Below are 20,794 nucleotides of genomic sequence, written 5' to 3'. Positions count from 1 at the left end.
AATTATTTAATAATTGGGGTTCTGGATTAAGGTAGGCTTACCCGCTACGGTACTGTTTAGTATTTCTTGTATTGGAATCGGGAAATATTCGTGCTTGCCTTTTACAAACTGCACACCCTTTAAATACGGCCGCTTGTTGCCTTCAACGGCGTAATAAGCATTTAAAACCTGGTCGGCAATTCCCCAGCGCACCAAATCAAACCGGCGATGGCCTTCCATGCCAAACTCCAGCCGCTGCTCAAATTGCACCGCTTTCCGGGCCATGACCTGGTCGGTCCAGGAGGTTGAATATTCCTTAATTACGTAGTTAGCGGCTGGCGTGCCGTCGGCTTTTTTCACGAAGCCATCGGGATTGGCCGCTCTTCTCCTGATTTGGTTTACGTAGCCACGGGCGGCTTCCAAGTTGCCCTGTTCGGTTTCAATTTCGGCTAACCACAGCAGCACGTGCGAATACCGGATGATGCGGTAATTATTGGCGTTTAAACGCGGGTTGCTGGCAAAGGTATTGGTACCCACATCGGAACGATACATTACGTGCTTTTTAGGGGAGTAAGGCCCGCCGTAAGCCTGGTCACGCACGTAGGTTTTGCCCGGATGTACACCCCAATCCAGAAACGGAATACCCCGGCGACCAACTGTCCAGTCCAGGCGTGGATCGAGGGTGCCTTCTTCGGGTGTAAAGGATTGGGTAGCTTCTATACCCTGGTCGCTTTTTACATCGTTTTGGTTAAAAGTATCTAATAAAGGCAAGCCGTTGGCATCGGTTTTAAAGGCATTTACCAGATTCTGCGATGGCTGGAAGAAGCCGCAGCAAGTAGTTACTCCGCCACCACCGTAAGGATAATTAAGTGTAGCGCCAATATTACCATTTTCCCCGCCAGGGGCGCCGTCGTTAACCGAGTGTTGTATTTCAAAAACAGATTCGGGATTATTGTTGGTAGCAGCCCGGAAATTATCGTGGTAGCGGTCTACCAGCCGGAACTGGCCGCTATTTACAATTGCCAGCAGCAAAGGTTTGGCTTCGGCATATTTTTTCTGAAATAAATAGGCTTTGGCCAAAGTAGCACCGGCTGCCCATTTAGTAGCTCTTCCGGGTTGGGATTGCTTAGCAGGCAGCGTGTTATATGCAAAAGTCAGGTCTTCTACAATCTTGGGCCAGATATCGGCGGTGTTCGGCTGCTTTGTGCTTTCCAGGTTGTTGGGATCATAAATGGTCTCATCAATATAAGGCACGTTGTTAAACATCTTTTTCAGCTCAAAATGAAAATGCCCCCGCAGAAAACGAGCTTCGGCGGTAATTTGCTGCCGGTCGGCCTCATTTACATCCGTAGCCTTCGCTAAATTCAGCAGCACATCGTTGGCCCGGGCAATACCATCGTACATACCCCGCCACTTGCCCCGGAAATAAATATTATCCGAAGATATATTATGCTGCTCGATTAAAGAGATGGGAGGCTGATCGCCGGCAACGGTGCCCTTGTAAGCATCATCCGAAGCCACACTGCCATACACCCAATTATCCGCCGAAGATTGGTAAGAACGATAAGCCCCCTCGGCAGTAGCCCAGCCATCCAACAAAGAATAGGCGGCCACTAGTAAGGAATTTACCCCCTTATTGTTTTGTAAAGCGGTACCCGTAAGTGCTGCTTTTGGATTTACATCCAGGAAAGAATCGGAGCAAGAACTTAATATACTTAGGAACAAGCTACCCGCTAATATTATATGTTTTTTCATTTGTCCAGAAATTAGAATTAATAATTTGGGCCGGAATTAAACCTGCTTAAAAGCCCACATTTAAACCAATAATAAACTGTTTGGCAATCGGGTAAGCGCCACCATCTACCCCAATCTGACGGTCGTTGCCGGCAGTAAAATTGCGGAGGTTAATCTCGGGATCCATACCGGAATATTTGGTAATGGTAAACAGGTTTTGGGTTTGCAAATAAACTCTAACCGAACTCAGACTGGCCCTGGAGATTAAGGTGGCCGGCAAATTATAGGTTAACTGAATATTGCGCATCCGGAAATAAGACCCGTTTTCGAGGTAATAAGTAGAAGGCAGGATACTTACCTGGTCGCTGGAAGTTAACTGGGGCAAAATAGCATCGGTTTTACCGGGCCGCCAGGAATCGTACAGCATGCGCTTGCTCCGGTTACCGCCAAAGGTTGGGAAATCCGTGAAATACTTCACCATGTTAAAGATTTCGTTGCCTTGTACGCCCTGGCCAAAAAGAGTTAAGCCGAAATTTTTGTAATTAACACTCACGTTAATGCCATAGGTATAATCGGGGTGTGGGCTGCCTATAATAGATAAATCTTTGGAATCGATAACATTATCACCATTCACATCCACAAAACGGAACCGGCCGGCTTTATTCTGATTAACGCCCAAGTTGTTTTTAGGAGCGGTGGCTGCTTCATCGTCCGTCTGGAAAATGCCATCAATGGTATACCCAAAGAAAGAAGATATGGGGTAACCTTGCTGGGTTACCACAAAGTTCTGAATACGCTCATCGTTCAGGCCAAAATATTGGGTATTGGGGTCGCCGGTGGTTTGGGTTACCTCATTACGATAGGTGCTAAGATTGCCGCCTATACTGTAAGTAAGCTGGTTATCAGCAGCCTTGCCATTGTAGGTAAGAGCCAGATCAACGCCCCGGTTGCGCATAGACCCAATATTCTGGAAAGGGTTAACGGCCACGCCGCCGGTAAGCGGTACCTGAACCGGGAACAACATATCCGAAGTAAGGCGGGTATACCAGTCAAAAGAAGCATCAATGTGATCGTTAAACAAAGTAGCATCTAACCCAATATTGGTAGCCGTGGTGGTTTCCCACTTGGCATTTGGGTTACCAAACTGGGTTAACTCGTAACCGGGTATGGCCGAGGTGCGCGTACCGCCCAGGTCATAGAAAGAAGTTGCCGGATTGGTTGAATATTGCGTAATGGAATTGTAGTTACCAATTTCCTGGTTACCGGTTTGGCCCCAGCCCACTCTTAGCTTAGCATGATTAAGCCAGGTGGTTAAACCTTTGGCAAAGCTTTCTTCGGATATAACCCAACCGGCACTGGCGGCTGGAAAATAAGCGGTCCGGAACTGGGGTGCAAACCGCGAAGACCGGTCGCGGCGCAGCGTACCTTCGAGTAAATATTTGTCGGCAAATACATAATTGGCTTTGGCAAATTCCGAAGCCAGGGCCCAGTTATAACCGCCGCCATTATTCGTTTGCACACCCGTACCCCCACTTAAATAGCGGTTTTCAATATCGTCGGAGGCAAAATTGGTCCGGGAAGCATCGAAAAACTCATAATAGTCTTTAATAGACTCAGTACCAATCAGGAAATTTAACCGGTGTTTTTCGCCAAAGGTGGCATTATAGTTTAAAGTGTTAAACCAGGTCCAGGTCCACTCGTAGTTATTGGTGGTCTGCAAACTGTTAGAACCCCTGGCTTCGGCCGATTCAATATCGCGGAAGGTGTAATTACGGTAGTTAAACAAGTTATAATCAACGCCAAAGCTGGTTTTAGCCGTTAAATTTTTGAGTATATCTACTTCGGCATAAGCATTACCAAACAACCGTATTTCTCTTTGATCATTATCCTTGTTGCGGTACAACATGCTATAAGGATTGTTGGAATTGTCGAGGTCGGTACCGCGGGTACCGGCAAAATTACCGGCCACATCGTATACCGGAATAATAGGCTGAATACGGTAGGCGAAGGAGGTGGGGTTATTTTCGAAACCGTTGGAACCCGGCTGCATAACTCTAGAACTTACTGCTGCCTGAAAATTCTCGCCCACCCGAATGCGTTTATTCACGTTAAATTCGGTATTGGCCCGCAGTGAATACCTTTTAAACCCGGTATAAATCATGATTCCTTCCTGGTTAAAATAATTTACCGACATAGCATACCGGCCGCTTTCGTTACCGCCCGACACGCCAATCTGGTGGTTTTGAATAGGCGCCGGATCAAAAATTTCATCGAGCCAATCGGTACCCGCTTTATTGGTCTTGGTAATCATCCATTTGGTCCGGTTAAAATCGGCGGCATCAATATTATTGCTGTAGTTAGTGTAATTGCCGTTGGCATCCTGGGCTACACGCGGGTCGCCTTCTTTGGCACCGGCCGGGAAAATATAATCTGGCAGTACCGGCTCCGGCCCGTTACCAAACTGGGCATGCGCAGGATTACCATTGGTGCCTACCGCACCGGCATTTTTCCGCGATTCCCAAATCAATTGCGCGTATTCCTGGCTGTTCAGCAAGTCGAGAAACTTGCCGGGCCGCTGGGTGCCGTAATAAGCATCGTAAGTAAACATGGGCTTACCGGCTTTGCCTTTTTTGGTGGTAATAATAACCACCCCATTACCTGCCCGCGATCCGTAGATGGAAGCTGCCGAGGCATCTTTCAGAATCTGCATCGACTCAATGTCGTTCAGGTTAAGGGTATTCAGGTTGCCTTTGGTGGGCACGCCATCTACCACGTACAAGGGCGAGTTATCGTTGATGGTACCAAAACCCCGGATCCGGACCATAACCCCACCGCCGGGGCTGTTTTCGTTACCAACTGTAACGCCGGCTACTTTACCCTGCATGGCCTGCCCCAGGTTGGTCGCCGGCGTAGATAATAATTGTTTGGCATCAATAGTAGCTACCGCTCCGGTAATATCTTTTTTAGATTGGGTGGTATAACCGGTTACTACAATTTCCTGCAAGGCCTTGGCATCTTCCGAAAGCATCGCATTTACCGTCCCCGGACCAGAAAAGCTCTTCTCCAGGGTAGTAAAGCCAATAAAAGAGAAAACCAAGGTTCCCGCTGTTTCCGGCACATTTAAGCTATAAGTACCATCTGGACTAGTGGTAGCACCAGTACTGGTTCCCTTCAGCAGCACCGTAACCCCAGGAATTGGTTCGCCGGTTGGCGAAGTTACCTTACCTGTAATCGGCCAGAGAATAAACTTCCCGGCTTTTAAGTTTCTGGCAAATGAAACGACTGGAGCAGTTTTAGCATTTGCAGCAGCCGTTGTACCTGTTAACGGATTGGCTGTCAAAACTCCTGCTAAAACCAGTCCGCAAATTTTCATCTGCCAACTATGCGGAGATTGCATTTTTTTTAACATGTTTTCTGGGTGAATAGGTTAGATTAGATTGTAAAATTTAGCTAAAAAATTTGGATTTATTGATGGCAGAATAGGATATTACCAAAATTTACTTTTTTAGTAATTATAGTTCCCCGTTTTTAAATATTTGCTAATAAATAACCCTACTATATAGATAATATTTAATCTGATATACAGCAGTTTAGCTTTCCATTTTCAAGATCAAACCTGGTGCAAACAAACACACTTTTACCCAGCAATGTAGAGCAAAGCAATGGGTTAAGTATTATGCTATAATCAGGGGCAGAGAAGAATAGGCTTAGCGTTTAATTTTCTTAAAATATGCTTACTCTTTACTTAAAACGCTGCAGTATTAATCTTTGAACACCAATTCTCAATTTATTCTCCAGCACTATTTTGTTACTGGCTTCATCCAACCTGAGTCCAGCTCAAGCCGCAACTTGTTTATTAGATTTCAAAAATATTTGGCTGGGTATGTTAAAATTTAATAGCTTGGTATTTACGTTTGGCGTATCCTGACTGGTTTATGAATATTTCTCCCCTGGTATCGGTGCTGATGCCGGTTTATAATGCTGAAAAATATCTGGCTGAAGCAATAGAAAGCATTTTAAACCAGACTTACCCGCATTTAGAATTTCTGATTCTGAATGACGGCTCGACCGATGCCAGTACCGAAATTATTAACTGTTACCACGACCACCGCATCCGGGTTATTCATTCGCCGGAGAATATTGGCTTAATTGCCCAATTAAATATAGGACTTGCCCTGGCTACCGGACAATACATTGCCCGGATGGATGCCGACGATATCAGCCAAAATACCCGACTGGAAAAACAGGTCAGGTTTATGGAGACTCATCCGGAGGTAGGTTTGGTGGGCTCTGCGATTCAGCATTTCAAAAACAAGGAAATAATATACACCGAAACGTTCCCGCTGGCGCACGAGCAAATTAAAAGTTTTCTAATTTTTGATACGCCTTTTGCCCACCCTGCCGTAATGCTGCGGCGCCAGGTATTGTTGGATAACAAGTTAACCTACCACCCGGAATACAAGGCCGCCGAGGACTATAAGCTATGGTTTGATATGCTGCTGGTTACGAAAGGCGCTAACCTGGCCGAGCCATTGCTGCTTTACCGTGACTCCGGGACACAGGTATCTAAACAACATCATTCGCAACAAATAACAAATGCCGGCAAAACCCGGTCTGCAGTATTCCGCTTGCTGGGGCACGAGCTTACGCCGGGGGAGTTTAGCTTTCATAACCGTGTCTGGTACCAGCCCTGGGAGCCCAACCCCTTATTTTTTAACCGGGCCATCAACTGGTTTACCCAACTACTGGAGATAAATCAGAAAAGCAACTTCTTCCAGCCCGCCGCCTTAGGCTATACTTTAGGGTTGTTCTTGTTTCGGCAATGCCTCCAACATGCCGCTGTTGGGTTTAATACCGATAAAATCTACCAGAACTCGCCTTTTTATGCTTATTACCGGCCACCAGCTTCCGCATTATTAAAATTAAGATGGGCTCCTTTTTACCGGCATGTTCATTATTATTTCCGCTACTATGGCTCCGCGGTAAAACAAAGGCTCAAAAAAATGCTACCGCCTAACTCTTAATTAAGCATCTCTGGTTTTCATTAGGCCTATCGGGTTTATATTTCCTATTGCTTGGGTTACAATATTGTCACTTGTTAATTAAATAACAGGCTTAGTTCTTTAGCACCCAGGTATTAAATTAATATGAAAAGCGGCTCTACGTAGAATAAACTACGAAGATACGCCTATTTACCCTTCCCTTCTACCTTGAAACTACCCAAGTTTTAATCTGGTAACGGCCTTTTCTCCGCAACAAAAACAATCATAACCGTAATTAATCGTTTAATCGTAAACGGAAAAAACAACGGGTGCATTTTAATGACGCAATTACAGCCTTACTGGAAATATTTGTTTTTACTGGCCTGCCTCCTGGGAGTGGTGAATTTGTGCAGCCAGCAAGTAATCCCCAGCATGCCGAACAATGGCGTTTATCGTCCGTTTCCGCTCCCCCAAACGTTAACCTTTGCCGATGAACCCGTGCCGCTGGACTTACCTGATGTGGCGGAACGGCTGGATCGCGAATTACAATCTACGGCCTACTTTCATTCAAATACCCTGCTGGCGCTCAAAAGGCTGCAACGTCATTTACCTGAATTAGATCGGCTGCTCCGCGAAAATGGCATGCATCCCGATTTTAAATATCTGGCGCTCGCCGAAAGCTTACTGAGCAATGCTACTTCACCCAAAGGTGCGGTGGGTATCTGGCAATTAATGCCTGCTACGGCTAAAGCCCTGAAATTAAGAATAAATGATGAAGTGGACGAACGGTACCATTTTGAGAAATCAACGATAGCGGCCTGTAAACATCTTAAATACGGGTATAAGCGCTTTGGTTCCTGGACGAGCGCCGCTGCCTCTTATAATCGGGGTGTAGGTGGCCTGGAAGCTGCTTTTAAGACCCAGAAAGTAGATTCGTACTACGACCTGTACCTGAACGATGAAACATCGCGCTATTTGTTTCGGATTCTGGCTTTAAAAGAAGTATTAGAAAATCCGCAACGCTATGGGTTCAGCATGATGGACGCAGACGCCTATGCCACCACACCAACCCGCCCGCTAACGGTAACCAGCACCATTGAGGATTTGCCGGCTTTTGCTTTGGAACAGGGTACCAATTACAAAACTTTACGACTGCATAACCCCTGGCTGCGCACCTACAAACTTACTGTAACCGATACTACCACCCGTTACACCCTGTTAATCCCAGCTAAAACCGCCCGGGAATAAATGATACCCTTTCCGCTGTCACTAATCAGGGCAACTCAGATGAGATAATTGAGCTTAGGCAAAGAACGCCGCTAGCTGCTCTTGCTGCATCTTCTGACCAGCAAGCTGTGGGTAATAATATCCGGCAAACAGCATCGGTATCACAACAGGACAAGTAAACCCTTGGATAATTGCAAAAACATCCGGGTAAATAAGCCGAAAAACCACTTACAAATTTGCTTAATTATATTCTTACTACCCTTTAAAAGGAGCTTAAAATAGCAATTATTCCATAAAATAGCCGTTTGTACGTATTTCGGTTTAAATGAGTATACCCACGCCTGCAAATGAGTCTACCAACTTCTAATAGACCGGCTCTTAAGCTAACAGGTTCATCAAATATCTTTTCCGATGATTTTAAGACTATATATTAAATCAGTAATTTTTTTTAAAAAAATAATGCCCAATAAAGGTAAAAGAAACCCTTTTTCGTTTACATCTATGCCTTCCGGACCAGATTTGGTCTAAATAAATTTGTATATAACAAAATTTTCTTGTTATTTTTAAGTTATTTTAATCTCTAAAAGATCTTCTGCAGAAGTTTAGAATAATATTTTTTAAAATAAGCTATCCGTTCTGGCGAATAGTTTTGTAATAAATATATCACAGAAGCATTTTAAAAGCGATAATACCAAAAATAAATATTAATAAAATAATATATATATTAAAATATAAATAAATATCTTTGTATTGCTTAGTGTCGTTGGTTTAAGGTGTTTTTTATTTTGTATGTACAATATTGTTTTTTAAATGAATGCAGGAATTTTATTTAAGTCATTAAACTGCATTAAGTCCTATTTGACTTCTTCACAAAAGCGCGAAGGGATTGCGATGTTGTTTTTATCCATATTTTCATCTTTATTAGATGTAATAGGGTTAGCAGCTTTGGTGCCGGTTATAATTGCCGCTTCCGAAACGGGGTACATACAAAAAAATAAATATTTTTCATTCCTGTTTACCAAACTAGGTTTTTCATCCGAAAGCGCTTTCCTGATATTCCTTGTCGTAGCTATCTTCTTTTTCTTTCTACTTAAAAACCTGTTTTCTACCTGGATAAATTACCGGCAGGTAAAATTTTCAGCCAACGTAGCCAATACCATTATTCACCGGCAGTATACCAAGTTTACCGGCTTACCTTTCTGGCTGTTTAATAATATGGGATACATCAATATTATGTATTACATAATTGATATTCCGTCTGTGTTTATAAGTGGCATCTTCCGCGGCCTGTTTGTTATTTTTTCTGAGTTTGTTATTCTAACCATTATTGTAGCGGGTATCCTATTGTTTAAGCCCACCCTGTTAATTCTGCTTTTAGTTATTCTGGGCCCTACTACTATTTTAACTTATAACGCGCTCAAAAAAAAGGGCAGCAGAATTGGGCAACGGGCAAACGAAATAAGGCCCATCGCTACCAGCGTAACGGCAGATTCGCTCATGGGCCATGTCGAAATTAAGCTGGCCGAAAAAGAAGAAGACTTTCAAGCGCTTATATCAGGCTATATCCGGGAATTACAAACCTTAGAGGCCAAAGGCTATTTATTATCGCTGATTCCGATTAAGATTATTGAAATGGTAACCATTCTGGGCGTGGTAACAATCTTTATTTATTCTTTGATTTTTGTAGATAACCCCAAAGAGTTACTGGCCATTCTGGGTTTGTTTACGGCTGCTGCTTACCGGTTAATGCCATCGGTAAACCGGCTAATGGTAGGCATGGTAGAGCTTAAAAAGAACCAGTACACCATTGACTTACTTAAAGAGTTTGATGAGTATGATGTATACGTGAAGGGTCCTACCCCACAGGAACCATTATCTTTTAAATCTCAGATAACCTTAGATAAAGTAGGCTTCAATTTTCCGGGCAAAGATATTCCGGTTTTAAGAGAAGTTTCTTTGCAAATAAAAAAAGGCGAAAAGGTTGGTTTTATTGGCAGCTCTGGTGCCGGCAAAACCACCCTGATGAACCTGTTACTGCGGTTTTACACCGAAGGAAGCGGTGGCATTTATGTAGATGGTGTGAAATTATCAGACAAAAATTTAAAAGCCTGGCGGCGGCTGGTGGGTTATGTAAAGCAAGACGCTTTTTTAATGAATGCCTCTATCAAAGATAATATTACGCTATTCGATAAACAGGTAGATAAAAAACGACTGGAAGATGCCCTGGAAAAAGCTTCGCTGCGGGAGTTTGTTTCTACTTTACCCCAAGGCATAGAAACCCCTATCGGAGACCGTGGCTCCAAATTATCGGGCGGCCAACGCCAACGGATAGGCATTGCGCGGGCCCTGTACAAGAAAACCGAAGTACTGATTTTTGACGAAGCTACTAGTGCCCTAGACAATACAACGGAGAAAGAAGTAAACGAAGCCATAAAAAAACTATCGGATACCAATATTACCATTTTAATTATTGCGCATCGCTATACCTCTTTAAAGGAGTGCAATAGAATATTCGAATTAAAAAACGGAGAAATTATATCCCAAAGAAGCTATTCAGAATTAATAAAAGAAGCGATTTAAAATTTTCAACAAATTTTTTTAATAAATTATTTATATATTAAGATTTATATATTTATCTTTATATAAATAAATTTCAACTTGCTGCTAGATGGTAAGGAGCAATAATAAAAAGTAGCATTGCTGCTGGTAAAGCAAGGAATTCAATTTTTTAGTTGCAATAATCATGTTTCATTTTTCTGGTGCTTTCGAAGATATTGTGGGTTACAAGAATTCCGTTGGCGTAACGCATCGCCCTACACCCTACTACCAGGGGGGTACTAACTTCACCGAGCCCTTGGTTTCGGTTATTATTCCGTGTTATAACCATGCGCACTTTTTGCCCGAAGCCATTGAGAGCGTTTTAAACCAGACTTACCCGGCTATAGAAATAATTGTGGTAGATGATGGTTCGAAAGATAATACCAGAGAAATAGCCCAGCGGTATCCGGAGGTTACCTACATCTACAAGCAAAACCAAGGCCTTTCGGCTGCCCGCAATACTGGTATCGATCACAGCAGGGGGGCGTACCTGGTGTTTTTAGATGCCGATGACTGGCTATACCTGGATGCGATTGAAACAAATGTAAACTACCTGCGACAAAATCCCGATTTGGGGTTTGTTTCGGGCGGGTTCGACGAAGTAGATGCAAATAAAAAAAGGAATATTATTGGCGCGTATCCCGTTACCCAGGATCATTTTCTGTGGCTGCTCAGCGGAAATTACATCTGTATGCACGCGGCTGTTATGTTTCAGCGCTGGGTTTTTAACAAATGGCGCTACGATACTACTTTAAGAGCTTGTGAGGATTACGATTTGTATTTGTCGATAGCCCGTAACCACCCGGTTATGCACCACCAGCACAAATTGGCCGTTTACCGGCGCTACGATACCAGCATGTCTTTTAACATTCCGGTAATGCTGCGCAATACCTTAAAAGTATTGGAAAAACACAGCAAAGATCTGCGCACCGAAACGGAAAAAGAAGCCCTGAAAAAAGGAATTCTGAATTACCAGAAAAACTATGGCCCCCAGATAATTTCAGGTCTTTTTAACCAACGGGTAAAAACGGCACAACGCCTGGAAAAAAATGATATCCGGCTTTTATTAAAATATTCACCTCGTTTAATGGTTGACTTTATAAAACACCTGGCTAAAGAGCCGGTTAAAACTTTAATAAAAAAATATTCGCCCCAATTCTTATTGCGCTCGTTGCATAAGGCCGGGATCTATAAAGATTTTTACGAAGCGCCCCGTCACATAAACAAAGGCGATTTTGACCGTACGATGCCATTTAGCATCCGGTATGGCTTTGATCGGGGTGGCGCCGTAGACCGGTATTACATCGAAAACTTTTTACAGCAGCAGGCTGACTGCATTAAAGGCAACGTACTCGAAATAGGTGACAACGAATATACCCTGCGTTATGGCGGCAAGAAGGTAAGCAAAAGCGATATCTTTCACGTAAACGCCGATAATCCCAAGGCTACCGTTATTGGTGATTTAAGCAACGCTCCTCACGTACCCGATAACAGCTACGATTGCGTTATTCTGACGCAGACGTTGCAATTTATTTATGATTTTAAAGGCGCTTTGCAAACCTGCTATCGTATTTTAAAACCGGGTGGCACTTTGTTATTAACCGTACCAGGCATCAGCCAAATAGAATACGGCGACCTGGAAGAAAGCTGGTTTTGGTCGTTTACCAGACCATCGATGCAGAAAGCCATGACCGAAATTTTTCCGGGTACCAATGTAGAAGTGCAGAACTTTGGCAATGTTTTCGTAGCTACTGCTCTTTTATATGGCATGGGCTTGCCCGAAATAAAAAAAGAGCAGATGGACTTTACCGACCCGCATTACCAGGTTATTATTACCGTTAAAGGTACAAAACCAGCAATTGCTTGAACCAGAAGTGGCAAAACCGGCTAAAAAAGGTAAAAGGCCTCTGGGGTAACCGCGCGGTGGTGCTCATGTATCACCGCATTGCCAGTCCGGCCTGCGACCCCTGGGGACTGGCGGTAAGTCCGGCTAATTTTGAAAGCCATTTGCAAATAATGCAGCAAACCGGCCACGTGGTATCGCTGCCAAACCTGCTTGAACAAGTAAAGACGGGCACTATCCGGCACAAAAGCATTGTGCTTACCTTCGACGATGGGTATGTAGATAATTATTTAGCCGCCAAACCTTTGCTGGAGAAGTACCAGTTGCCGGCTACTTTTTTTATTCCAACTGGTAGTTTAGGTCAGGCCAAAGAGTTCTGGTGGGATGAACTGGAGCGCATTATTTTGCAAACGCCGGTGCTACCGTCCCGCTTATCTATTCAACTACTTGGTAAGCAACAAGAGTTTAGCCTGGAACCCGAAACCGAATTAACGCCTGCCCTCTGCCAGCAACACCAGCAATGGCAGGAATCGGTACCGCCTCCTACCACCCGGACCAAAGTTTATATGTTGTTGTGGCAGGAAATAGTTCAGGAAACGGCCGCGCGGCAAAGCCAGTTGATGGCCGAACTCCGGGCCTGGGCCGGTTTGCCGGATGCAGCCCGCCCCGAATACCAGTGCATGTCGGAGAAACAGCTTTTAGATTTAGCGCACCATCCGTTATTTCGGGTTGGGGCCCATACCGTAACACATACAGCCTTAGGGTTTCAACCACCCGAGGTTCAGCAGCGGGAAATAACCGGCAGCAAAAACACGCTCGAAGAAATAACCGGCAGTGAAATAGACTTGTTTTCTTTTCCGAATGGCAGCTATAACCCGTCGGCTCAGGAAATTTTAAAAACAACAGGTTTTAAAACCGCTGTAACTACCTTTCACAGTGCGATTAATAAAGCCGCCAACCCTTTTGAGATGGGCAGATTTCATGTATATGATTGGCCGGAAGCCGAATTTACAAACCACTTAAACCGTTGGCTGAAAGGATATTAATATTTTTATGCATTACAAACAACAGCCTTTAGTATCAATAATTACCTGCTTTCTGAATGTAGAAAAGTTTCTGGCAGAAATGATCCAAAGCGTGTTGGCGCAGGATTATCTAAACTGGGAGTTAATTTTAGTGGATGATGGTTCTACGGACAACAGCACGGCCATTGCTCAAAAATATGCTGCCGATTTCCCAACAAAAATATTTTACCACGATCATCCCGGCCATCAGAATAAAGGGGCCAGTGCCAGCCGCAATGTGGCTATCCGTTTGGCCAAAGGCGAGTTTTTAACTTTCCTGGACGGTGATGATGTTTTTTTACCACAGTTTTTATCGCATCAGATAAGCTTACAGCAAAAATATCCGCAGGCCAGCTTACTCTGTGAGGCTACGGAATATTGGTACGATTGGACGGAACAAGATAAGGAAAATACCGTGGTACAAATAGGTATAGTTCCCGAACGTTTATATTTTCCGGCCCGACTGGCGCTAGAATTATATCCGTTAAATTACGGCGCTTCGCCCTGTATTTGCGGGATGCTGGTAAAAAAATCGGTAGTAGAAAAGCATGGTTTATTCGACGAAGCTTTCAAGGGCATGTACGACGACCAGGTGCTGATGATGAAAATATTTCTGAACGAACCAGTTTATATTTCTTCAGCTTGCCATAACCGGTACCGCCAGCGGCCAGGCTCGCTGGTGCAATCATCGCATGCTTTCGGAGGTTACCACCGCGTCCGGAAACGTTTTTTAAGATGGATGTTAGGTTACTTGCAGCAGCAAAAATTAAATTTTCCGGAAGTAAAACAGCTGGTAGAAGAAAACTTAGCCTATAGCCGGCCATTTTACCTGTTGGTAAAGGATTTTTTATGGATGGTTAAAAAGCGTGTGCAAGGGAAAAAAGTATTGTTTCATTAACCCGACTATTGGCTTTGATTGTATAATGGCATTTAGCTTTTATAATTGCTTTAAGATTTTAACTTGAAGCCCAAAGGTTATTAAGCACAAATACATTGTACCCTTACTGGATTAAAAATTCAGTAGTAACACCATCTTACTTTAGAGTTTAGCTACTAAGTTTACCGTCTGTTTATTATTGAAATAAAATATTCCGGATTAAATATTGCTCGCCTTATTTTGGGGAATATTTTCTCTGGATACAGGTTAGTCTATTTTTTGCATCTCCATCCAAAAATATTAAATCTTTTCTTCTAAAGCACTTTAGCACCGACGACTGGAACGGCGGCTGCTATTGCAATTTCTCCTCTGTATATTTATTACTGGTTTATCAAAATATTAACAGAACCAAAGCCCCGGCAAATCTGTTAAGAAATGATTCACCTTAACCTGCACAAGACGGGCAACTTGCGTATCTTTGCAGATTAATTAAGACCAGCAATGGCTCAGACAAAAGAAGAAACTCCTGCTATAAATACTCAACCGGACTTAGTTACCGAAACCCAACTGATAGAAGTTTACGGCGCCCGGGAACATAATCTTAAAAATATTAGCCTTTCCATCCCGCGCAATAAACTGGTGGTTTTTACCGGTATTAGTGGCAGCGGCAAATCGTCTTTGGCTTTCGATACCATTTACGCTGAAGGCCAGCGCCGCTACATGGAAACCTTTTCGGCGTATGCCCGCTCTTTTCTGGGTGGCTTGGAACGGCCTAATGTAGATAAGATTGAAGGTTTAAGCCCGGTAATTTCCATTGAGCAGAAGACTACCAGCCGCAACCCGCGCTCTACGGTAGGTACTATTACCGAAATTTACGACTTTATGCGCTTGCTTTTTGCCCGTACCGGCGAAGCGTTCAGCTACGTTACCGGCAAAAAAATGATCCGGCAAAGCGACGAGCAAATTGTGCAGCACATTCTGGAGAATTTTAACGGTAAAAAGTTAATTATTCTGGCACCGGTGGTAAAAGGCCGTAAAGGGCATTATCGAGAATTATTCGAGCAAATCCGGAAGATGGGTTTTGTGCGGGTGCGCGTAGACGGCGAAATGCTGGAACTGGTACCCAAAATGCAGGTTGATCGCTACAAAATTCACGACATCGAGATTGTGGTGGATAAAATAATCGTGAATACCGAGGATCGCTACCGGATTTCCAGTTCGGTGCAGAATGCGCTTACGCACGGTAAAGGCACCATCTCTATTCTGGAGCCCGATACCAACCAAGTGCATTTTTTCTCGCAACACCTCATGGATCCCGAAACCGGTATTGCCTACGACGATCCGGCCCCAAATACCTTTTCGTTTAACTCACCTTATGGGGCCTGCCCTATCTGTAACGGTTTAGGCGAAATACAGGAAATTACCGAAGAATCAATTATTCCGGATAAAACTTTGAGCATCAGTCGCGGCGGTATTTCGCCTTTGGGTGAATTCCGCGATATCTGGATATTTAACCAGATACAAGCGTTGCTTCGGATACATAAACTAAATATTTCCACGCCAATTCAGGATTTACCCGAGCCGGTACTAAACCAGTTGCTGCACGGCGTAAAAGAAGAACTGGAAGTTAAAGCCAAAGGCCATAGCTACACCATCGAGTTCGAAGGCATTATCAGCTTTTTGCGCAAACAAATGGATTCAGATTCGGATGCCATCCGCAACTGGATAAAAGAATTTACCCAAACCAGCAACTGCCCCGAGTGCCGTGGGTTGCGACTGAAGAAAGAATCGCTGCACATAAAACTGGATGGTAAAAATATTGGCGAGTTGTCGCAGTTTAATATTGGGCAACTAGCCGATTGGTTTAATAACCTGGAGGACCGTTTAAACGAACGCCAGAACCTGATTGCCCGCGAATTATTAAAGGAAATTAGAAAGCGGATCGGCTTTTTGCTGGATGTTGGGTTGGATTACCTGAATTTGCACCGCTCCGTGCGTACGCTTTCGGGCGGCGAATCGCAGCGTATCCGGCTGGCAACCCAAATAGGTACGCAGTTAGTAGGTGTGTTGTATATTATGGATGAGCCCAGCATTGGACTGCACCAGCGCGACAACGAAAAGCTAATTGCGGCTCTGAAAAACCTGCGCGATATCGGTAACTCGGTAATTGTGGTAGAACACGACAAAGACATGATTATGCACGCCGACCACGTGCTGGATATTGGCCCGGGGGCAGGCATCCACGGAGGCCATATTGTAGCCGCCGGTTCGCCGCAGGAAATATTCTCGTCCGGCAGCCTCACCTCACAATATTTAAGCGGCCAGAAGCACATTGAAGTACCTACTGCCAAGCGAACTGGTCACGATAAAATATTAACGTTACGCGGTGCCACCGGCCATAATTTAAAAAATGTTACGGCAAACTTTCCGTTGGGTAAGTTAATTGCTGTAACCGGTGTTTCGGGCAGCGGGAAATCCACGCTCATCCACGATACGCTGTTCCCGATTCTGAACCGGCACTTTTTTAATGCCAAACGCGAGCCGCTGCCGTACAAAGGCATTGAAGGGTTAGAGCACATCGATAAAGTAATTGAGGTAGACCAATCGCCGATTGGCCGGACGCCCCGCTCTAATCCGGCAACTTATACCGGCATGTTTACCGATATTCGGGCTTTGTTTGCCCAATTACCCGAAGCGAAAATTCGCGGGTATTCGGCTGGTCGTTTCTCGTTTAACGTAAAAGGCGGCCGCTGCGAAACCTGCGAAGGTGCCGGTATGCGCATAATTGAAATGAATTTCCTGCCGGACGTAAATGTTCCCTGTGAAACCTGCAAAGGCAAACGTTACAACCGCGAAACCTTAGAAGTGCGGTTTAAAGGTAAATCTATTACCGATGTGCTGGATATGACCGTAGAGAAAGCAGTAGACTTTTTTGAAAGCCAGCCCCGGATTTTGCGTAAGGTAAAAATATTAAACGAAGTAGGGCTGGGCTATATAACCTTGGGCCAGCAGGCAACAACACTCTCGGGCGGCGAAGCCCAACGGGTAAAACTGGCTACCGAACTTTCTAAAAAAGATACCGGCAAAACCTTTTACATTCTGGATGAGCCAACCACCGGGCTGCATTTTGAAGATATCAGGCACCTTTCAGACGTTATACATAAGTTAGTGGATAAAGGTAATACCGTACTTATTATTGAACACAATCTGGACATGATAAAGGTAGCTGATCATATTATTGATATTGGACCGGAAGGCGGCGAAGCCGGCGGTATCATAGTAGCCGAAGGCACACCGGAAGAAGTTGCTAAGGTTGAGAAAGGCTACACCAGTCGTTTTTTACGGGAGGAGTTAGCCACAAGTAAATACCGGGATGTGCCTGCTTAAGCTGCAGTAGGCACCCCTTTAACTTTTTAAAAGCTGTTTTTGGCTGGCAAATAACAACTGGCTTGTAAAAATTAAGTTAAAAAATAATTCAAAAACATTATAACCTTAATTTATCTATCACGTATAGCTAAAGTTAAAAATAGCTTTTAGTAAAATTTACAGAGGGTTTGTAGGGAATGAATTATTCAAGTAGTTCAAGAATAGTTACAGATTGTGGGAAGGAATTCGAGCTAAATAATCTGGAAGTTATAGGAAACGGCAGTTTGAATTCGAACGAAAATTATACGTATACCATTTACAAAGCGCCTACACAGGAGTTTATTCAGAAGAAAAGTTTCTATAATCCATCAATGAATCACACGTCCATTAATTACCAACTGATTCCGGAAACAGTAGTTAAACATTATACTTCTACCTACTGAAATAAAAAATATTTAATCTTTTAAAGCCGCTACCAGCGGCTTTTTTTATGCTTGCTTACTAAAAGGTTTTAAATTTATTTGCGTTAGACCTAACTGGTAGTAAATTGTATCGTTAAAGCAATTTGATTGCAGAACGAATGGAGCTTGTATGACAGATAAAAATAATTTAAACCTGATTACAACCGAGTGTGGCCAGCAATATGTAATTGATTATCTGGATCAGGTTGCCTTGGGCATTATTGACAACCAGGAACATACTCCGAATGCCTTGTTTATACCGCCTACTTACTCGTTGTACAAAACAGTTTCGGAGGAATATTTACTGGAGATTACCCGCTTTAACACCAGAACGCATTTGCTAAACACCACTTACCGACTCATTACCGCAGATGAAGCAACTCCTTTTCTCGAAAATGGGAATATAAACGTGCTGCTGCATTAAGCAACGCAATAATATGGTTCTTAAATAAAAAATCCGGCTGCATAACAGGCCGGATTTCTTATTTAAGGCTAAGCCTTTTATTCCGTAAATTTCAAATTTAACTTAGTGCTTTCTATGGCTCGGGCCTTCTTTAAAAGCTGGTAGCACTTCGAGTATATTGACGAAAATTTAACTTCTTACTTAACTTTTGACTGGGTTTGCTGGGCTAGTTGCAAATGGCTTTTTAAAACTGGTAAAGTTTTCTCCGCAAATGCTTTTAACTCGGCATCCTGGCTATTGTCGTTTGCGGTTTTCTGAAACAAGCCTATGTCCTCCTGATGATCTTCTACCATCATCGTCATATAGTGTTTATCAAATTCCGCTCCGCTTAAACCACTCAGGTGATCGATGTGTTTCTGATGTTTGGGCAAAGGTGTTGTCGGAATCTGAATATTTTTAGAAGAGGCAATGGTTTTTAGTTCAGTATTGGCTTTACTATGGTCGGTTACCATTTGCTGGCCAAACTTTTTCACGTCAGCATTCGCGCCTTTCTGCTGCGCCATATTCCCCAAAGCTACTTCCATCAGGCCGCCGCTGGCCGCATTTACGGCAAAACTGGTAGTATCAAATTGCTGCGCCGTTGTGGCAGTACTGCTGTTATTATTAGGGTCGTTGCCGTAGCCCGATTGGGCATTGTTCTCAGCAGTTGCCTGGTTGTCCGGGTCCTGTATTTCCGTATTTTTTTCATTGTTATCGGTTGTTTTAGTAGTACAGCCATAAGCCAACAGTAAACTACCAGCTACTAAAACATTCATAAACAGCTTTTTCATAGTTTCATTAGTTTTAAATTCATACCAAATATTTACGCACCACTAAAACCAATGTTTAATTATTTTAAGAATTACCAGAGTCGCTCAGTTGTCGGGTTAATGGCCTTTAAAATCTGGTTTGCGCTTTTCCCGGAAAGCCTGTACTCCCTCCCGAAAATCCGCTGACTTACCTGCTATTTCCTGAAGATAAGCTTCGTAATCCAGCATTTGATCGAGAGTAGCCGAAAACGATTTATTCAGCATTTTTTTTATTAAACCAATGGCTTTGGTGGGAGCAACCGCGTACCGGTTAGCCAGAGCCGCCACGGTTTCGGCCAGGTCATTGGCGGGCACCACCTGGTTTACCATGCCTAGTTGCAGAGCCTCTTCGGCTTTTAGTTTTGTGCCCAAAGTGCTTAATTCAAAAGCTTTCAGGGAGCCTACTATTCGCGGCAAAAAAAACGAGGAGCCCGAATCGGGTACCAAACCAATATTAATAAACGCTTCGGTCAGACTAGCTTCGGCAGAAGCAATGATAACATCGCAAGCCAGTGCCAGCGAACAGCCGGCCCCGGCGGCCACGCCATTCAGCGCACAAATAATAGGCTTCGGCAGTTGGCGCATCCCCCTGATGATTGGATTATAACGCTTATGAAGCGATTCAGACAAAGACCGGTTGCCCAATTCGGCGGCCTCATTTAAATCCTGACCGGAGCAGAACGCTTTTCCGCTCCCTGTAAGTACCACCACCCGTACCTCCGCATCTTTGGTTACTTGTTTAATAGCATCCTGTAGTTCAAGAGTTAGTTTGGTGTTAATGGCGTTGTACAACTCAGGGCGATTTAAAGTAATGGTGGCAATCCCGTTATTACTTTCGTAGAGCAGGTGTTCGTACATAAGACTTGGCTATTAAATTTTATGAATAAGTTTAGACAGGCTTCATTGCATGCAAATAGGTAGATACTGTGTATTCAGGACCGCGGCTAAGAAGCGTTTTAATGCTTTTTAAGTGGTGTTAGGAGTGGTAACTTTTCTTGAATCAATAGGCATTTGAGGTTTAGCTATATTATGATTTATAGCTCCTTCTGCCTTTTAAATTGAAAGTAAAAAAATGAATTTGCTAAAAATACTGCTAATCCTATACCTCCAAATAATTTAGCACTTTTAGAAAAAATAAAAATCCAAGGATAGATTGCTAAAAGTAGTACACATAAATAAAATATGGTTCCCATTAAAGTAAATTGAGGAGACTTCTTATTGCAATTTATTACTTTAATAAACCTTAGAGTCGAGGTAAAGACTAAGATTGATGTAAAAAAAATAAAGAAAATAAACAAAAGGAATATGTATATAAGACCTAGTCCTACATCACCATAATCCGCAGCAGCATATAAATTACCACTGGTTAACAAAAATATAAAACAAAGGGTATATTTAAGTTTGATCATTTA

The 20,794-nt window shown here is 43.5% G+C and carries 13 protein-coding genes; 9 read left to right on the top strand and 4 right to left on the bottom strand.

Going from position 1 to position 20,794, the window contains the following annotated elements; all coding sequences use genetic code 11:
- Window positions 1-6: 6 nt before the first annotated feature.
- Window positions 7-1,734: a RagB/SusD family nutrient uptake outer membrane protein gene (locus AAE02nite_RS16475; protein ID WP_146899936.1), complete on the bottom strand. Its 1,728-nt coding sequence runs from the start codon at window positions 1,732-1,734 to the stop codon at window positions 7-9.
- A gap of 46 nt (window positions 1,735-1,780) precedes the next feature.
- Entirely contained in the window at window positions 1,781-5,122 is a 3,342-nt protein-coding gene (locus AAE02nite_RS16470) for a SusC/RagA family TonB-linked outer membrane protein (protein ID WP_246151098.1), read from the bottom strand.
- Window positions 5,123-5,648: 526 nt separating this feature from the next.
- On the opposite strand from AAE02nite_RS16470, the gene AAE02nite_RS16465 reads away from it, so the two are divergent.
- From AAE02nite_RS16465 to AAE02nite_RS16430, 9 genes are all read left to right on the top strand, one after another.
- A complete protein-coding gene (locus AAE02nite_RS16465) occupies window positions 5,649-6,737 on the top strand; it encodes a glycosyltransferase (RefSeq protein ID WP_146899933.1) in 1,089 nt (362 codons plus the stop codon).
- A 297-nt stretch (window positions 6,738-7,034) separates the two neighbouring features.
- Entirely contained in the window at window positions 7,035-7,943 is a 909-nt protein-coding gene (locus AAE02nite_RS16460) for a lytic transglycosylase domain-containing protein (RefSeq protein ID WP_146899930.1), read from the top strand.
- Between the two features lie 837 nt (window positions 7,944-8,780).
- Complete coding sequence (locus AAE02nite_RS16455) at window positions 8,781-10,502, top strand: ABC transporter ATP-binding protein (RefSeq protein ID WP_170252626.1); 1,722 nt, start codon at window positions 8,781-8,783, stop codon at window positions 10,500-10,502.
- A 163-nt stretch (window positions 10,503-10,665) separates the two neighbouring features.
- Window positions 10,666-12,387 (top strand): glycosyltransferase, encoded by a 1,722-nt coding sequence (locus AAE02nite_RS16450; protein WP_146899924.1) that lies wholly within the window; start codon window positions 10,666-10,668, stop codon window positions 12,385-12,387.
- Window positions 12,384-13,409 (top strand): polysaccharide deacetylase family protein, encoded by a 1,026-nt coding sequence (locus AAE02nite_RS16445; RefSeq protein ID WP_146899921.1) that lies wholly within the window; start codon window positions 12,384-12,386, stop codon window positions 13,407-13,409. The genes AAE02nite_RS16450 and AAE02nite_RS16445 overlap by 4 nt, the downstream gene beginning before the upstream one ends.
- Before the next feature lie 7 nt (window positions 13,410-13,416).
- Window positions 13,417-14,325: a glycosyltransferase family A protein gene (locus AAE02nite_RS16440; RefSeq protein WP_146899918.1), complete on the top strand. Its 909-nt coding sequence runs from the start codon at window positions 13,417-13,419 to the stop codon at window positions 14,323-14,325.
- A gap of 480 nt (window positions 14,326-14,805) precedes the next feature.
- Window positions 14,806-17,691: an excinuclease ABC subunit UvrA gene (gene uvrA / locus AAE02nite_RS16435; protein WP_146899916.1), complete on the top strand. Its 2,886-nt coding sequence runs from the start codon at window positions 14,806-14,808 to the stop codon at window positions 17,689-17,691.
- 263 nt (window positions 17,692-17,954) lie between these two features.
- The gene (locus AAE02nite_RS26325; RefSeq protein WP_170252625.1) at window positions 17,955-18,113 is read left to right on the top strand and encodes a hypothetical protein; all 159 of its coding nucleotides are present in this window, start codon (window positions 17,955-17,957) and stop codon (window positions 18,111-18,113) included.
- 148 nt (window positions 18,114-18,261) lie between these two features.
- Window positions 18,262-18,555, top strand: a complete 294-nt coding sequence (locus AAE02nite_RS16430) for a hypothetical protein (RefSeq protein WP_146899912.1) — start codon at window positions 18,262-18,264, stop codon at window positions 18,553-18,555.
- A 176-nt stretch (window positions 18,556-18,731) separates the two neighbouring features.
- On the opposite strand, the gene AAE02nite_RS16425 is transcribed toward AAE02nite_RS16430, so the two are convergent.
- Together AAE02nite_RS16425 and AAE02nite_RS16420 are read right to left on the bottom strand one after the other, a co-directional pair.
- A complete protein-coding gene (locus AAE02nite_RS16425) occupies window positions 18,732-19,364 on the bottom strand; it encodes a DUF4142 domain-containing protein (protein ID WP_146899908.1) in 633 nt (210 codons plus the stop codon).
- A 96-nt stretch (window positions 19,365-19,460) separates the two neighbouring features.
- Window positions 19,461-20,240 carry an enoyl-CoA hydratase-related protein gene (locus AAE02nite_RS16420; protein WP_146899905.1) on the bottom strand — a complete coding sequence of 260 codons (780 nt, stop codon included), beginning with the start codon at window positions 20,238-20,240 and terminating at the stop codon, window positions 19,461-19,463.
- Window positions 20,241-20,794 lie beyond the last annotated feature (554 nt).

This window comes from Adhaeribacter aerolatus (genome assembly GCF_007991635.1).
GTDB classification, from domain to species: domain Bacteria; phylum Bacteroidota; class Bacteroidia; order Cytophagales; family Hymenobacteraceae; genus Adhaeribacter; species Adhaeribacter aerolatus.
The sequence above is the reverse complement of the archived record's forward strand: the minus strand, read 5'-3'. Positions and strand labels throughout refer to the sequence as shown.

Excerpts from the sequence above, each read along its gene's own strand:
- AAE02nite_RS16475 (WP_146899936.1), bottom strand. The coding sequence starts at position 1,734 with ATGAAAAAACATATAATATTAGCGGGTAGCTTGTTCCTAAGTATATTA.
- AAE02nite_RS16470 (WP_246151098.1), bottom strand. The coding sequence starts at position 5,122 with ATGTTAAAAAAAATGCAATCTCCGCATAGTTGGCAGATGAAAATTTGC.
- AAE02nite_RS16465 (WP_146899933.1), top strand. The coding sequence starts at position 5,649 with ATGAATATTTCTCCCCTGGTATCGGTGCTGATGCCGGTTTATAATGCT.
- AAE02nite_RS16460 (WP_146899930.1), top strand. The coding sequence starts at position 7,035 with ATGACGCAATTACAGCCTTACTGGAAATATTTGTTTTTACTGGCCTGC.
- AAE02nite_RS16450 (WP_146899924.1), top strand. The coding sequence starts at position 10,666 with ATGTTTCATTTTTCTGGTGCTTTCGAAGATATTGTGGGTTACAAGAAT.
- AAE02nite_RS16440 (WP_146899918.1), top strand. The coding sequence starts at position 13,417 with ATGCATTACAAACAACAGCCTTTAGTATCAATAATTACCTGCTTTCTG.
- uvrA (WP_146899916.1), top strand. The coding sequence starts at position 14,806 with ATGGCTCAGACAAAAGAAGAAACTCCTGCTATAAATACTCAACCGGAC.
- AAE02nite_RS16430 (WP_146899912.1), top strand. The coding sequence starts at position 18,262 with ATGACAGATAAAAATAATTTAAACCTGATTACAACCGAGTGTGGCCAG.
- AAE02nite_RS16425 (WP_146899908.1), bottom strand. The coding sequence starts at position 19,364 with ATGAAAAAGCTGTTTATGAATGTTTTAGTAGCTGGTAGTTTACTGTTG.
- AAE02nite_RS16420 (WP_146899905.1), bottom strand. The coding sequence starts at position 20,240 with ATGTACGAACACCTGCTCTACGAAAGTAATAACGGGATTGCCACCATT.